The sequence below is a fragment of the Microbulbifer mixtoriginis (SeqCode) genome (assembly GCF_052467235.1).
On sequence record NZ_CP174305.1, the window covers coordinates 3,560,966 to 3,575,695 of the forward strand.

Consider the following 14,730-nt stretch of genomic DNA (forward strand, 5'->3'; position numbering starts at 1 on the left):
GGGCCGTCATGGGGCGGAGAGGAGTTAGAACCGCAATATCTATATTAGGAGAATAAAAAATGATTAAAACGTTGGCCAAATGGCTTGGCGGTATTTTGTTATTGGGGGTTGCGGCGGTTTCTGTTGTTGCGGTCAACGCGATCTATTTTAAACCCTGGTCAATAGATGTGTACTTTGAGCGGGCCTTTTTCAAGCTCGGCAGTACCAGTCCAGAAATTCTCTCCCAGTTGCGATTGCTCGAGCAGTTTGGAATCGATGGACACAATGCCCATCTTGATGACGCTTCTGAGGCTGAACAGCAGCGTCAGATGCAGATGATTAAGGATGAGCTTGCCGTTCTGCAGGAGTACGATCGTGCAGGCATGGATGGCCAGCAAGCGATCTCTTACGATGTATTTGCCTACTTTCTTGGCAATATGGTGGAGGGGGAGCGCTGGAAACACCACAATTATCCGCTTAACCAAATGTTTGGAGTGCAAAACAGCCTGCCGGAGTTTCTTGCGGAGGTGCACCAGATTCATAATGTCAAAGAAGCGGATTATTACCTTTCCCGCCTGAGTGAGGTTGACCGCAAATTTTCACAGGTGCTTGATGGTCTAAAAATCCGTGAGCAAAAAAACATCCTGCCTCCCCGCTTTGTTATCGACAGCGTGCTGGAAGAGATGCAAGAGTTTATAGCGGTACCGGCCCATGAGAATATTCTTTATACCTCCCTTGAAGAACGCCTAAATAAAGTTGAAGGTCTGGCCGATGGGGAGCGGGTGCGTATCCTCGCTCAGGGAGAGGCCTTGATTGATGCAGAAGTATATCCTGCATATAAGAATCTGATTGCTTACTATCGTGAGTTACAGCCCAAGGTTTTCGAAAATAATGGTGTTTGGGCGCTTCCTGATGGTGAGGCGTTTTACGCGTACCAGGTTCGTAGCCACACCACAACGAATTTGTCCCCCGAGGAGTTGCACCGAGTTGGTATTGAAGAGGTGGCAAGAATAGAGGGGGAGATGAATCGTATTTTCTCTTCAATTGGGCAAGATAGCGGCAGTATCAGCGCCCGCTTTTCTGTGATTAACAATGATCCCCAGTTTTTATACGAAGATTCGGATGAGGGGCGCGAACGCATAGTTGCCGACTACCAAGCGATGATCGATGAGATTAATGCTGGGCTAGGAGATTATTTCGATGTGAAGCCGGCGATGGGGGTTGAAGTACGACGGGTACCAGAATTTAAAGAGCAGGGCGCACCGGGGGCTTACTACAACCCTCCGGCTATGGATGGCTCCCGTCCGGGGGTTTTCTATGCAAACCTGCGTGATGTTCATGAAACCAAGAAATTTGGTATGCGCACGCTGGCCTATCACGAAGCGGTTCCCGGCCACCACTTCCAGTTGGCGATTGCTCAGGAGCTAGAAGGTGTGCCCACTTTCCGCAAATTGGGTTTGTTTACGGCTTACGCTGAGGGGTGGGCACTTTATTCTGAGCAGGTTGCCAAGGAAGCGGGCTTTCAGGAAAACCCCTACGATGATCTTGGCCGTTTGCAGGCCGAGATGTTCCGTGCGGTGCGTTTGGTGGTGGATACTGGTATGCACTACAAGCGCTGGAGTCGCGAAGAAGCCATCGAATATATGGTGGAAAAAACTGGCATGACCGAAACCGAAGTGACCACAGAAATCGAGCGTTACCTGGTAATGCCTGGGCAGGCACTGGCCTACAAGGCTGGAATGTTAAAAATTCTGCAGTTGCGTGATCGGGCCCAGGCGGAGCTGGGCGAGGCGTTTGATATTCGCCAGTTCCACAATGTGGTGCTGACCAATGGGGCCTTGCCATTGGCAATCTTGGAGCGCCAAGTGGATGACTGGATTGCAATTAAAAAAGGATAAAGTAGTTTTTAACTCCTTTAGATAGTTGCAAAAAAGGCCACTCTGAGAGTGGCCTTTTTTATTGGGTGCTATTTACCCGGAGAAGTTAGCTCTTAGCTTTAACGCTTGCAACCCAGCCGTCTACCAGTTCTTCGAGAACATTTAGTGGTACCGCACCGTTAGCCAAAATGGTGTCGTGGAAGCCGCGCACATCAAATTGATCACCCAGCTCGGCTTTGGCTTTCTCTCGCAGCTCAATAATTTTCAGCATACCGATTTTGTAAGCCGTCGCCTGACCAGGCAACACAATGTAACGCTCGATGGCTTTAACCACATCGCCTTTCGGGTTTGGTGTATTTTCAACCAGATAATCGATAGCCTGTTCACGAGTCCACTTTTTGGCATGAAGGCCAGTGTCTACTACCAGGCGACCTGCACGCCACAGCTCCATTGCCAGGCGGCCAAAGTCTGAGTAGGGGTCTTCATAGAAGCCCAGCTCTTTCGGTACTAACTCTGAATAGAGGCCCCAGCCTTCGGTGTAGGCGGTGTAACCGCCGTACTTACGGAATTTGGGGATATCCTGAAGCTCTTGTGCGATAGAGAGCTGCATATGGTGACCGGGGATGCCCTCGTGGTAAGCCAGTGCTTCCATTTGGTAAGTGGGCATATCTTCCATGTTATACAGGTTGGCGTAGTAAATACCTGGGCGCGAGCCATCGGGCGCCGGGCGCTGATAGAAAGCTTTACCTGCGGATTTTTCGCGGAAAGGTTCCACAGCTCGTACATCCAGGTCGGCTTTGGGCTTAGTGATAAACAGCTCGTCCAGGCGGCCCTTCATAGTGTCGATAATGGCGGTAGCCTTCTCCAGGTATTCCGCTTTACCTTCCTCAGAAGTGGGGTAGTAGAACTGCTTGTCGGTACGCATGAACTCGAAGAATTCTTGCAGGTTACCCTCAAACTTCACTTTGCGCATAATCTCGCGCATTTCATCGTGAATCCGCGCAACTTCCTTGAGGCCAGTCTGGTGGATCTCATCGGCTGTCATATCGGTGGTGGTGTATACACCGAGGCGGAACTTGTAGAAGTCATCACCGTTGGCCAGCTTCCAGGCGCCGTCATCGGTAGTGGCTTTCTTTTCCAGTTCCTGTAAGTAGCTGATCAGTTTTTTGTACGCTGGGCCAGCGCTCTCTTGCAGGGCGGTGCTGGCTTTATCGATCAGCGCTTTTTTCTGTTCGGCGCTGATTTCCAGCTTTTCGACTTTACCTTTGAAGTCAGCAAAAAGCGGACTGTCTTTCTCACCTTCAAAAGGTGCGCCGCTGATCAGGTTTTGTGAGTCGCTGATCACATAGGGGAAGACAAACTTCGGCACAATAGTACCGGCCTTGGCGTTGGCTTTCAGGTTCTCTTCCAGTTGGGCAAAGTATTGGGGCATGCCGTTCAGTCGGGCGATGTAAGCCTCGGCATCACTCACTGCATCGATACGATGCTGGCTGATCAGCAGGGATGCCGCACTGGTATGGGTGGCATACATCTGGTTAACCGGGTAGTAGTGGTTACGCCACTTGTAGCCTTCAATGTCTTGCTCAAGATTGCGCTTGGCAAGACGCAGGCTCAGGCGAGTGGCTTCATCCAAAGTATTGGGGTCAACCTTATTCAGCTCGGCGAGCTGGCGCTTGTTAATTTCCAGTGTTTCTTTGGCGAATTCTGGGGAGAGATTATCCCACTTATCGTAATCTTCTTTTTTGCCCAGGAAGGTTTTGAACTCCGGACTGCGAGACAGATGCTCCTGGAAGAAGTCCTCGAACATCTGGTTTACCTGCTTGATGGCCTCTTGGCTCACCTTGGCAGTGCTGTCTTGAATGGACTTGCTTTCCGCGGTGACGGAGGCAGCATTCTGCTGTGCAGCTTCGGGGGCGCCGCGGTCACAGCCACTGATAACCAGCGCGCTAATGGCAGCTGCGATCAGGGTTGGTTTCAACTTCATAAGCATATTCCCAGTGTTCGGATAATCATTGCTATATTGTGCCACTTGGGTGGCATTCTTTAGGTTTTTGAGCCAATTCTGGCCGCGCTTAACGTGGCGAGAACAGCGCACTCCAGAGGGTATTGTGCGCACTAGATGGGTCTTTGACTAGGGGCAGTATTCTGGAGCCATGTCGGGAGTGATTTCCTCCCATAAAAAAAGCGGGCAGTGCCCGCTTTTTAGGTAATTCCGCGATTAGGCGAAATTCTGGCTTACAAATTCCCAGTTCACCAGCGCCCAGAAAGCTTCCATGTACTTAGGACGCAGGTTGCGGTAATCGATGTAGTAAGCGTGTTCCCATACGTCGCAGGTCAGCAGTGGGGTAACGCCTTCATCAGTCAGCGGAGTGGCTGCGTTGGAAGTGTTGACGATAGCTACTGAACCATCGGCTTTTTTCACCAGCCAGGTCCAGCCAGAGCCAAAGTTGTTTACCGCGCTGGTGGTGAACTCTTCCTTGAACTTGTCAAAGCTGCCGAATGCTGTGGTGATAGCTTCTGCAACAGCGTCAGTGGCTTCGCCGCCGCCGTTGGGGCTCAGGCAGTTCCAGTAGAAAGTGTGGTTCCATACTTGTGCGGCATTGTTAAATACGCCACCGGAAGAGGACTTGATCACTTCTTCCAGGGATTTATCGGCGTCAGCAGTGCCTTCCAGCAGACCATTCAGCTTGTCAACGTAAGTCTTGTGGTGTTTACCGTAGTGGTACTCCAGAGTCTCTTCAGAGATATGGGGGGCCAGGGCATTCATCGCGTAGGGGAGTTCGGGCAATTCGAAAGCCATGGTGTCTTCCTTCCTTTGTTTAGGGTTATTGGTGAGAGCATTCTACACGCGCCGTATGCCAGAATTAAGCCGGCGCAGTAGAATAGGGGATTTTGGGACGTTTTCCTCGAACTCAAGGGGTGGTGTTTGATGACACCAATGTTTTGCTGTCGTCTATTCTTACTTGTGGCCGATTACTTTTTCGTCAATTTTTGGTATAACTGCCGCATAATTCGACGAATCTGTCCCGGCTTGATTGTCTCTAAGTAATGAATTTAGCGGTGCCGGGCGGGACAATCCCGAACTGACCAGTACCGAACCCACCAGATTAGTTACCGGGTGTATTGATACATGCAACGTAGAGAGCCCACACTGGACGGCAGCGCCGCCATCGAACCCGCACTGGAGCCCAGCTCTCCTGAGCGCAGCGAGCAGTCCCAGGAACCACAAGTGATCGTTGAGGAGCGCCGCGGTGGCTTCTCCTTCCTAGGCCTCTGTGCCTTGGTCTTAGCCATGGGGGGACTTGCTGCTTCTGGTTTCCTCTACCAGCAGTGGCAGGAAAGCCGTACCCAGCTGGTCAACGCGGAGAATCGCATAGCCGATGCCGAGAACCGGATTGCTGAGCTGGAGAAGCGCTTTAGTCTCTCCGATGAGGAGTCTACAGCTTCTGTTGAGGTGCTGAGCGCCAAGGCCAAGGAGAACTCCTCCGAGATCCGCAAGCTTTGGGGGGTGGCTTACGATACCAACCGCAAGAGTATTGCAGCCAATAAGGCCGCAAACGAAGCCAACAAGAAACAGGTTGCTTCACTCAACAGCAAGCTCGGTAGCCTCGATGCCAGTGTGAAAAAGATTGCTGCGGTTGAATCTGCCCTGGCGGAATTGCGTAAAGGCAGTATTGAGAGCAAGCGTGAGATGACCGACAAAATTTCACGCCTGGAGCGTCAGCTGGCCTCTGTGCGCAGTGATCTGACTATGCGTGTCGGAGCCAATGAAGAGGCAGTGGAGTCTATTGATGCCTACCGTCGCTCGGTGAACAAAGATCTGGTACAACTGCGCGATGCGATTCGCTCTCTGCAGTCCAGTGAGCCTACAGCCTCCTCAATGTAGTTTTTCAGGGGCTAGAAAAGGCGAACCTTGGGTTCGCCTTTTTTATTGCCTGTGGAAAATTTATCGCCATTTTAATAACAGGCCAATAACCCTACATTTCGTGTAGAATCGCCGGCCTTGAGACGTTAATCGGAGTTGGGCATGACCACTATCCGCCAGGATGATCTGATCGACAGCGTTGCTGATGCGCTGCAATTTATCTCTTACTACCACCCACAGGACTTCATTCAGGCCCTGAACAAGGCTTATGAGAAAGAGGTCAACCCGGCGGCCAAAGACGCCATGGCCCAGATCCTGATCAATTCACGGATGTGTGCCGAGGGCCACCGCCCTATCTGCCAGGATACCGGCATTGTCACCGTGAAGTTGAAAGTGGGTATGAATGTGCGTTGGGAAGCGGACATGAGCGTTACCGACATGGTCAACGAAGGTGTGCGCCGCGCTTATCAAAATGCCAGCAACGTGTTGCGCGCCTCTATTCTTGCCGACCCAGATGGCGCCCGTAAGAATACCGGTGATAACACTCCGGCAGTGATTCACTATGAAATCGTTCCTGGTGAAACTGTGGAAGTGTATGTGGCAGCCAAAGGTGGTGGCAGTGAAGCCAAAACCAAATTTGCCATGCTCAACCCCTCTGATTCTGTAGTGGATTGGGTTCTGAAGATGGTGCCTCAGATGGGGGCGGGCTGGTGTCCGCCGGGCATGCTGGGTATTGGCATTGGCGGTACTGCTGAGAAAGCTATGTTGCTGGCCAAAGAATCCCTGCTCGATCCTATCGATATCCAGGAGTTGCAGGAGCGCGGTGCCTCCAACCGTGCCGAAGAGTTGCGCCTGGAACTATACGATTCCGTCAACAAGCTGGGCATTGGTGCCCAGGGCCTGGGTGGCTTGACCACTGTCTTGGACGTGAAAGTGAAGGATTATCCTACTCACGCAGCAAATAAGGCCGTAGCAATTATTCCCAACTGCGCCGCTACTCGTCATACCCACTTCACTCTTGATGGCTCTGGCCCCGCGCGCCAGACTCCGCCGAAGCTGGAAGACTGGCCGGAAATTACTCGAGAAGCTGGCAGCAATACTCGCCGTGTCAACCTGGATACCGTTACTGCAGAGGATGTACAGAGCTGGCAGCCCGGTGAAACCTTGCTGCTGAATGGCAAGATGCTTACTGGTCGCGACGCCGCTCACAAGAAAATGGTGGATATCCTAGCGAAAGGGGAGAAGCTGCCAGTGGACCTGACTGGCCGCTTTATCTATTACGTAGGGCCGGTAGATCCTGTGCGCGATGAAGTAGTTGGCCCCGCAGGCCCAACTACCGCCACCCGTATGGATAAATTTACGCGCACCATGCTTGAAGAGACCGGCCTGCAAGGGATGATCGGTAAGGCAGAGCGTGGCCCAATGGCAATTGAAGCGATTCGTGACAATAAAGCGGTGTACCTAATGGCTGTGGGTGGCGCTGCGTACTTGGTGGCTCAGGCGATTAAAGCCTCCAAGGTAATTGCCTTTCCGGAGCTGGGTATGGAAGCCATCTACGAGTTTGAGGTGGAGGACATGCCAGTAACCGTAGCAGTCGATAGCCAAGGTGAGTCTGTGCATACCACGGGACCATTGATCTGGAAGGCGAAAATCGAGGAGGGTCTCGCCTAAGGGCTGCCCCAATCTAAACAAGCCGGGTCCGCGAGGTTCCCGGCTTTTTTGTCTTCAAGCTTTTAGGGATTAAGTTTGGCGGGACTAGGTTGTCTTCTCAGCTAGTCACGGTAAAACAGGCATAGTAAAAGCCTAACCTGATGCCTCAATTAGATTCATTCTGGTACAGCCCACTCCAAAAGCTTCTACATCCCCAGCTCTGGGTAAAGCTGCAAAATGGTTTCTCTTAACCAGCGATGGGCGGGGTTGTTAGTTTGTGACTTATGCCAAATCAGCTGCAGGCTGACCTTGGGGAAATCCATAGGCAGCTCAATTGTACGAACAGGTAGTGCTCGGTAATGAGAGGACTTCATCATCCTTGCGGGTACAACGGCAATTAAATCGGTGGTGGCGACTATATGAGGAAAGGAGGATAGGTGAGGGACACGCAGGCAAATATTGCGCTGTAATTTATTCGGTCTGGCCAGCCTCTCCATCGGTGAGCCTACGGGGCTTCCTCTCAGCAATGATATTTGTGGTATTGATTGAAAATCTGCCTCAGAGATTGATTTTCCCACCTCTTCATTATGCTCCCCTGCGATCACCACCAATTCTTCTTCGGCAATAATCAGACTGCTGTAATTGGGAGATTCTAATGGTAAATAATCGATAATTAAGTCGACTTCACCATTACTTACCATTCTGGAAGTCATCTCTGATTCGTCAGGTAATATTGTAAGCTTTATCCCTGGTGCATACTCTCGTAGCCAGGCGCTGAGTCCTGGAATCATAAGGGTTTCCACCACATCTGGTAGAACAATCGAAAAATCCCGTTCTGCCTCGCGATGTTCAAAGTCGAGCTGCCGGAAGCTTGATCTCACTGCCCCAAGAGCCGTGTGAATGGAAGGGTGTAGTGCCAGCGCACGCTCGGTAGGGCGTAGGCCTTTTGCGGTGCGGATAAAAAGTGCATCGTTATAGGTGGATCTCAAACGCTTTAAGGCAGCACTTACTGCAGGTTGGCTCATGTGTAGCTTTACTGCAGCCCTAGTCAGGTTGCGTTCGACCATCAGGGCATCAAATACAGGCAGTAAATTCAAATCCATTGATCTGAGATGATTCGACATTATCAATCTCACAAATAATGCTGTTAATTATTATTTATTAGAATTCAATCATCCGCCTGATTATATTTCTGGTCAATCAAATTCTTAAATTTTCTAGTGCAAATGATGAGGGGCACTCTGTACATCGCTATTAGATGGATGTAATCAAACTGCCGGGTTTTGATTGTTTATATAGTTTTACGGAATTCCAACGCTAATAAAAAGGAGCAAATATGTCGATCAATCACGATGCGGCCCCTTTCAGGGCTGGATACAGGGCGCGAGTGAAAGGCCGTTACCATGGATGGCTTCATCTGATGGGTATTCTAGCTATTGGTGCCGGAGTTTGTATCTACTGCATATTTCAATTGGATTTGTTAAAAACTTGGGAGTTGTTAGTGATCCCCGCAGGGACTGTTATATATAATTTTTCTGAATACGCTAGTCACCGTTGGGCTGGTCATAAAAAGATTCGGATTGCAGGGCTGTTTTATCGCAGACATACCGGGGATCATCACAGTTTTTTCTCTCCACCCCTATTTTCTATTGACTCTACCAGAGACTGGAGAATAGTACTTTTCCCCACTTATTTAACTGCGACTCTTGCTTTAGTGATTGCGCCAATTTTAGGATACTTTTTCTCCATACTTTTTTCGATGAATGCTGGTTACCTCTTGATTGTGACTATGGTGGTAAATCATTTGGGTTATGAATTGTTGCACTTGGGATACCACCAGCCTCAAGATCATTGGTTTCATCGAGTTCCCGTTTTGCGTGAGTTGGCTCAATTGCATCGCATACATCATCAACGTAAGTGGATGAATGAATGTAATTTTAATTTGACTATCCCTCTGTTTGATCTTTTGCTGGGCACTTTTCACTGGAAATCTATTGGATCTTGTCAGAAGAGTGAGAGTTAGAGCTCTACAGAGTGCTTGGTTCAAATAGAACCCGTCTTCTCCAGTTGGGTCAACATTAGTTCTCGAATAATCGGCACTGGCGCACTGCCAAAGCTTAGAAAGCTTTCATGGAATTCCTTTAAGTTGAATTTATCTCCGAGCTTATTCTTTACTTCTTCGCGCAAGGCAAGGATATCTGTAAATCCGGCAAAATAGCTGGTGAGTTGAACCTGGCTGAGAGTTGCTCTACGCCACTTTCCCTCCGCCTCAGCCCGTTGTTGAAAAGCCCCATCAACCATTAAATTCATTGCTTCGGCTTCTGTCATGCCCTTGACTTGTACACCGTAATCCAAAATGGTGTTGGTAATCACGCGTAAATTCCACTTGTAGTACATCAGCCAGAGTTCCGGCGAAAAATCACCGTATCCAGCCTCCAGCATCATACGTTCGGCATAGACCGCCCAGCCTTCAATCATGGCGCTGTTACCGAAGATGGTTTTAATAATACTCGGAGACTGGTTGGCATAAACCAACTGGGTATAGTGACCGGGGATGGCTTCGTGAATGTTCAGTATTTGCAAAGTGTAATGGTTATATTCCCGCAGCAGGCTATTCGCTTGCTCATCACTGTAATTCTCTATGGGCAACACATTGTAATAGGTATTGGCATTCTTATCGTAGGGACCAGGCGCATTGATAGAGGCAACAGCAAAGCCACGAAGATAGGGGGGGGTAGTGCGTACTATTAGTGGCTTTTCTTTGTCCAGGTCGAGTAGATTGTGCTGTATGACAAAGTTTGCCAGCTGTGGTATTTGCTTTTCTATAACCTCTTTGAATGTATCTTTACTGGCATGATTAAGGGATAGTTTTTCGAGTAGGCGCCGGACCTTTTCCATTTGATTTGATGGTGACTGGGTATCGGGAAAATGTTTCGGCCAAAGTTGCTCGGTGAGCGCCGCCATTTTACTGTGGACCTGTTTTTTTTCTTCCAAAGCACGCAGGTAGAGGGCACTGGCACTGGTATCAATCTGAATATCAAAGCGGAATTTTTCTTCATATAGCTTTTCTCCAATACGGAAATCACGAAACCTTGCAGATTTTTCCAGGCTGGTTTGTAAATTTTTTAAAAAGTTTACATAGTCTTTTATCGCTTCACGGGAGGCGTGCAGACGTTGCCTGAATACTTCTTTTTCATCATCAAACATCTGGCTGCTTTCTACCAGGTTTTCTACCCTAGTCCCAAAAACTTCCAGGGCACCTTCGTTCTGTTGAATAGCCAACATTAATTGTGGCGCGGCGGGCCTACGGATAGCCTGTTTTGCGGCTTGGTAGTAATCGGGAACCAAGCGCATACGCGTATTGAAGGTGCGCAGTCGGTTTTTGAGGGGGGCGTACTCGGTATTTAAAATCAGGGCAAAAGGATGGGATACGTTATATATGGAGGGGTCCCACTGGTAGGATTTGAAGGTGGTATATTCCCACTGCAGGCGCTGTAGGAAATTCATAATAAGCGCCATATCGGTGAGGGAAGAAATACTGAGTAATTCACTATCCAGAGCGGCGAACTTGCGTTCATAAGTTTGAGCGAAGTCCAGTAGATAGGCGCGGAAGGCCTTGTCAGGCACTTGTAAATGTATGGCAGCCTCATAATAGCCTTCGCGGACTGCCCAGGACGGAAACAGTTTCCACAGACCGTTAACGAATTGTTGGCTCAGCTGCTGAAAGGCCAGTTCCATCTCGGCACGCATTTCAATCATCGTTTCAACTTGAGGGGGCACTATGCGTTTCCTATCGGTACCTTGGGGGCCACAGGCACAAACAAGAGTGAGCGACGTCAAAATCAACAGTTTAAGAGGGGCTTTCATGGCGATCCTTGCCAAAAGGGGTTTATAAACGCTTGTGTATCTGCTTAAAAATTATCATATCGGCCGGAGACCCTTGATCAGCCTGACAATGGTTGTTTACACCGTGAATTGATATCCAAGCATTTAGCACACTGTCCCATATTGGCGAGTGAAAACCGTAGATAATGCGTTTTTAACGTCTGCGCTTGTGTCGTGGAAGAGCCCCGGTTAGAGTGAGCCCCACGTGAAATAACCGATAATAAACAAGGTTTTGAGGATTTATTCATGACTGAGCTAGCCCAACAACAGTGTGAAGCCTGCCGCGCCGATGCCCCTCTCGTCAGCGATGACGAGCTGCCAGGATTGCTGCGCCAAATTCCTGATTGGACGCCAATGACCCGCGACGGCATTATGCAGCTGGAGCGCGTGTTCAAGTTCCGGAATTTCAAGCAGGCCTTGGCGTTTACTAACCGTGTAGGTGCCATCGCAGAAGAAGTGGGCCACCACCCGGCACTGCTTACCGAGTGGGGTAAGGTAACCGTGACCTGGTGGAGCCATGAGGCCAAGGGGTTGCATAAGAATGATTTTATTATGGCTGCGCGCACCGACCAGCAAGTAGATGCAGACTAAGCATCTCCCAAGGGCGCATCTAGCGCCCAATTTTCTGCCATCCCGCGTCATTTCTAAACTGAGGTTGCCCTAGAAGGAACCCTTCGGCTCTATTCACTCCGCTAAATACCTCCTGGTTCCGGAGTCGTTCGGTAGCCCTGTATATCAATAGTTGAAAGTGTGTGCCCTGGATAGAAGGAGAGAGATTTTGTCTGAGTATACTTCTACAGTGGTCTGGCAACGTGATGACCAGATTTTTACCGACAATCAATACAGCCGCGCTCATACTTGGCAGTTTGATGGCGGTTTGTCAGTTCCAGCCTCTTCATCTCCCCATATTGTCCCAATCCCCTACTCACACCCGGAAAATGTCGACCCAGAAGAAGCTTTCGTGGCGTCGCTATCTAGTTGTCATATGTTGTTTTTCCTTGCAATTGCCGCAAAAAGGGGTTTCGTCATTGATGAGTATCGCGATGAAGCGATAGGCGTGATGGATACAATAGAGGGGGGTAAGTTGGCCATGACTAAGGTCACTCTGAGACCTTTGATCCGCTTTTCTGGTGAAAAGAAACCTAGTCGCGAGCAATTGGAAAAAATCCACCATCTTTCCCACAAGCAGTGCTTTATTGCTAACTCCGTAAAAACGGAAGTGGTTACTGAGATTCGGGAGGTATAACTACTCATTGAAGTGAGTAGGTTTCATAAATACTCATGTAGACGGCAGTATGTTTAAAGTTATTGAAACTGTGGCTTCAGTTGAGGATTTTCTTTGCCTCAGGCAGATTAGTGGGCTATCCCCAAGAAGTCGGGAGGCCGCAGAGAAGGGGTTGCCAAATAGTCTCTATGGCATTCACATTCAAACTCGTTCAACCACCATTGCCATGGGGCGGGTGGTTGGTGATGGAGCCTTAAATTTTGAGATTGTGGATGTCGCTGTCGCCCCAACTTATCAAGGTCAAGGGTTGGGAAGGGTTGTGATGGAACACATTATGTCTTATTTGGATCGTGAGGCGCTTCCTTCTGCTTATATTACCCTTATGGCGGATGTACCGGAGCTGTACGAGAAGTTTGGCTTTAGGTTAAGCAGCCCTGAAAGTGAAGGGATGTACATGTTGAAGTAGATTTATTTCAAAGTATGTAAATTCTTGGCTGTAATTAAGGCCATATTGGGTATCGGGCAGAGTGTTTTATATTCAGCGATGTTTTTAGAGTAACCTGTACACTTTGTGTTTCTTTCTGTTCATTTTTTTAGTGGCTTAAATACATCCGTGATATCTCCAACCAATTTGGGGTTCTTTGGGTCGGCAACCCGCTTTCCTGTGCCCTTTGAAAAATCGATTCCATGTAAATCTACCCAAACAATATTTGGATTTTTGACCCAGTTGAAATAGTAAATTCGGCGTTTTAAATCAATCACCGAAAGCCACCAAGTGGGATAAGTAGCTGGTTCTTCAGCTCCTTCTTCCTGATTGGGGCGGCTATAAGGTGCGCCAAAAGGAACGGCCACAGTACGGATAGCACTTAGGAGGTAAGAGACTGCCTGAATAGCATTGGCAGGTTTTGGTAGATTGTGTTGATAGTAAGATAACCTAACAAAACGGTCAGCGCCATCAATCCCTCCAGGTACAGATTTAATCCCACCAAAGCCTTGGTAAAAAGGCAGGTTTTGAAGCTGCCATCCATATGGTGGGTCATTTGTCATGACCGAAAATTTCTTACCGTGATGTACAACTAATTTACCATCGATTATTTCGAAGATAGCTGAATCACCACTTGGGTCCTCTATTGCCATATGTGCACCAAGAACTTCGCCACCAACTTTCACTGGCGATATGCGTATATTTTTCATCCCAATGACAGCATCTGCGACTGTAGCATAGTTATCGAGAATAAAACGCAGCCAGCGCATATAGGATACTCCTGGCGTATTATTTGGTTTGGCGTAGCGGGTTGCTCCAAGATATAGAATATGTGCCGTTAGACCTTTCTCGTTAATTCCGTCGGTAGCACCGTCATTATTTGAGAAGCCATATTGGCGGGCATAAGGAATAATACTTTGTACAACACTTCCATATTTTGAAGTCCATTTGGCGGGGTTATGGCCATCCTCACCAACCATCTTCATACCTCGAGGATTTATATAAAGAATATCCTCAAAAGAATGTCCCCAATCCATTGATCTGGCGGCAAAAACACCTTGCTCAGTATTCCAGGTAACTCGGGAGCATGCATAGAGTATCGATGGCCAGGAAAATAGGAGCAACGTTATAATCAACGGCACTTTATTTGTAGCTGTTTTGATCACTTCTTAACTCGTATATTTAGGGTGGTAAAAAGCATGCAGTTTATTTGTATTTTCTAAGAATGTCTGTCTATCTTAGCTTCAAAAGAGCCAATATTTAATACATGATAAGCTTGTAGATTCCAAATTTTTAAGGGGTTCTCTTGGGTTTCGTGAGGTCGGTCTTATCTATCTCTGCCGAAAGATAAAAGTTTCTGAGCAATGTGTTAGGAATTTATGTAGGTACGTGAGACCTTATGGTTTTGAGCAATTTGTTGTAGGGTTGGAAGGTTGATATTACGTCGTCTTTAGGTGTAGTCATCATTTCCTTCTTAGGAGTTTTATTCTAATTTGTTTATTTGTTTATTTGTTTATTGTGTAAAATAGATTGCAAGAATTTCAATAGATGCTGCGGTAAGTTCTCTAGATGCTTATTTTTTGATTTGTCTAATTTTTATTCTTTCTAATAGTTTATTAATGGAGATGAAAGACTGCGTGTGGGTAGGATGGCCACTGAGTTGTAAATCCATAAAAAATTAATGTTACAGTCCCAGTTCTTTGACCGGAATATTTTTATCCTTTATTTTCTCTTTATGTATTCTTGATTGTATTTTGGTCTGTAT

The 14,730-nt window shown here is 48.2% G+C and carries 12 protein-coding genes; 7 read left to right on the top strand and 5 right to left on the bottom strand.

Features of this window, described 5'->3' with window-relative positions:
- Positions 1–59: 59 nt before the first annotated feature.
- A complete protein-coding gene (locus tag ACJJIO_RS15540; protein ID WP_444885709.1) occupies positions 60–1,877 on the top strand; it encodes a DUF885 domain-containing protein in 1,818 nt (605 codons plus the stop codon).
- An 85-nt stretch (positions 1,878–1,962) separates the two neighbouring features.
- Here ACJJIO_RS15540 and ACJJIO_RS15545 read toward each other — a convergent pair whose 3' ends face one another.
- Both ACJJIO_RS15545 and ACJJIO_RS15550 read right to left on the bottom strand, forming a co-directional pair.
- A complete protein-coding gene (locus ACJJIO_RS15545) occupies positions 1,963–3,840 on the bottom strand; it encodes a DUF885 domain-containing protein (protein WP_444885708.1) in 1,878 nt (625 codons plus the stop codon).
- Between the two features lie 234 nt (positions 3,841–4,074).
- Positions 4,075–4,656, bottom strand: a complete 582-nt coding sequence (locus tag ACJJIO_RS15550; protein WP_444909002.1) for a superoxide dismutase — start codon at positions 4,654–4,656, stop codon at positions 4,075–4,077.
- Positions 4,657–4,986: 330 nt separating this feature from the next.
- Here ACJJIO_RS15550 and ACJJIO_RS15555 point away from each other — a divergent pair, with 330 nt between their 5' ends.
- Together ACJJIO_RS15555 and ACJJIO_RS15560 are read left to right on the top strand one after the other, a co-directional pair.
- On the top strand, positions 4,987–5,742 hold the full coding sequence (locus ACJJIO_RS15555; RefSeq protein ID WP_444909003.1) for a hypothetical protein: 756 nt from the start codon (positions 4,987–4,989) through the stop codon (positions 5,740–5,742).
- Positions 5,743–5,883: 141 nt separating this feature from the next.
- A complete protein-coding gene (locus ACJJIO_RS15560; RefSeq protein ID WP_444909004.1) occupies positions 5,884–7,392 on the top strand; it encodes a fumarate hydratase in 1,509 nt (502 codons plus the stop codon).
- A gap of 185 nt (positions 7,393–7,577) precedes the next feature.
- Here the strand turns inward: ACJJIO_RS15560 and ACJJIO_RS15565 are convergent, their stop codons facing one another.
- The gene (locus ACJJIO_RS15565) at positions 7,578–8,495 is read right to left on the bottom strand and encodes a LysR substrate-binding domain-containing protein (protein WP_444909005.1); all 918 of its coding nucleotides are present in this window, start codon (positions 8,493–8,495) and stop codon (positions 7,578–7,580) included.
- A 212-nt stretch (positions 8,496–8,707) separates the two neighbouring features.
- Between ACJJIO_RS15565 and ACJJIO_RS15570 the strand changes: the two genes are divergently transcribed.
- Positions 8,708–9,394 carry a sterol desaturase family protein gene (locus tag ACJJIO_RS15570; RefSeq protein WP_444909006.1) on the top strand — a complete coding sequence of 229 codons (687 nt, stop codon included), beginning with the start codon at positions 8,708–8,710 and terminating at the stop codon, positions 9,392–9,394.
- Positions 9,395–9,414: 20 nt separating this feature from the next.
- Here the strand turns inward: ACJJIO_RS15570 and ACJJIO_RS15575 are convergent, their stop codons facing one another.
- Positions 9,415–11,151, bottom strand: a complete 1,737-nt coding sequence (locus ACJJIO_RS15575; protein WP_444909007.1) for a DUF885 domain-containing protein — start codon at positions 11,149–11,151, stop codon at positions 9,415–9,417.
- A gap of 351 nt (positions 11,152–11,502) precedes the next feature.
- On the opposite strand from ACJJIO_RS15575, the gene ACJJIO_RS15580 reads away from it, so the two are divergent.
- The 3 genes from ACJJIO_RS15580 to ACJJIO_RS15590 all read left to right on the top strand — a co-directional run bounded on the left by ACJJIO_RS15580 (position 11,503) and on the right by ACJJIO_RS15590 (position 12,947).
- The gene (locus ACJJIO_RS15580) at positions 11,503–11,847 is read left to right on the top strand and encodes a 4a-hydroxytetrahydrobiopterin dehydratase (protein ID WP_252085039.1); all 345 of its coding nucleotides are present in this window, start codon (positions 11,503–11,505) and stop codon (positions 11,845–11,847) included.
- A 187-nt stretch (positions 11,848–12,034) separates the two neighbouring features.
- Positions 12,035–12,502, top strand: a complete 468-nt coding sequence (locus ACJJIO_RS15585) for an OsmC family protein (protein WP_444888354.1) — start codon at positions 12,035–12,037, stop codon at positions 12,500–12,502.
- A gap of 49 nt (positions 12,503–12,551) precedes the next feature.
- A complete protein-coding gene (locus tag ACJJIO_RS15590) occupies positions 12,552–12,947 on the top strand; it encodes a GNAT family N-acetyltransferase (protein WP_444909008.1) in 396 nt (131 codons plus the stop codon).
- Positions 12,948–13,066: 119 nt separating this feature from the next.
- Here ACJJIO_RS15590 and ACJJIO_RS15595 read toward each other — a convergent pair whose 3' ends face one another.
- Positions 13,067–14,131: a bile salt hydrolase gene (locus ACJJIO_RS15595; protein WP_444909009.1), complete on the bottom strand. Its 1,065-nt coding sequence runs from the start codon at positions 14,129–14,131 to the stop codon at positions 13,067–13,069.
- Positions 14,132–14,730 lie beyond the last annotated feature (599 nt).

Coding starts and splice junctions, on each gene's coding strand:
- ACJJIO_RS15590 (WP_444909008.1), top strand. CDS start 12,552: ATGTTTAAAGTTATTGAAACTGTGGCTTCAGTTGAGGATTTTCTTTGC.
- ACJJIO_RS15565 (WP_444909005.1), bottom strand. CDS start 8,495: ATGTCGAATCATCTCAGATCAATGGATTTGAATTTACTGCCTGTATTT.
- ACJJIO_RS15555 (WP_444909003.1), top strand. CDS start 4,987: ATGCAACGTAGAGAGCCCACACTGGACGGCAGCGCCGCCATCGAACCC.
- ACJJIO_RS15570 (WP_444909006.1), top strand. CDS start 8,708: ATGTCGATCAATCACGATGCGGCCCCTTTCAGGGCTGGATACAGGGCG.
- ACJJIO_RS15560 (WP_444909004.1), top strand. CDS start 5,884: ATGACCACTATCCGCCAGGATGATCTGATCGACAGCGTTGCTGATGCG.
- ACJJIO_RS15550 (WP_444909002.1), bottom strand. CDS start 4,656: ATGGCTTTCGAATTGCCCGAACTCCCCTACGCGATGAATGCCCTGGCC.
- ACJJIO_RS15580 (WP_252085039.1), top strand. CDS start 11,503: ATGACTGAGCTAGCCCAACAACAGTGTGAAGCCTGCCGCGCCGATGCC.
- ACJJIO_RS15545 (WP_444885708.1), bottom strand. CDS start 3,840: ATGAAGTTGAAACCAACCCTGATCGCAGCTGCCATTAGCGCGCTGGTT.
- ACJJIO_RS15540 (WP_444885709.1), top strand. CDS start 60: ATGATTAAAACGTTGGCCAAATGGCTTGGCGGTATTTTGTTATTGGGG.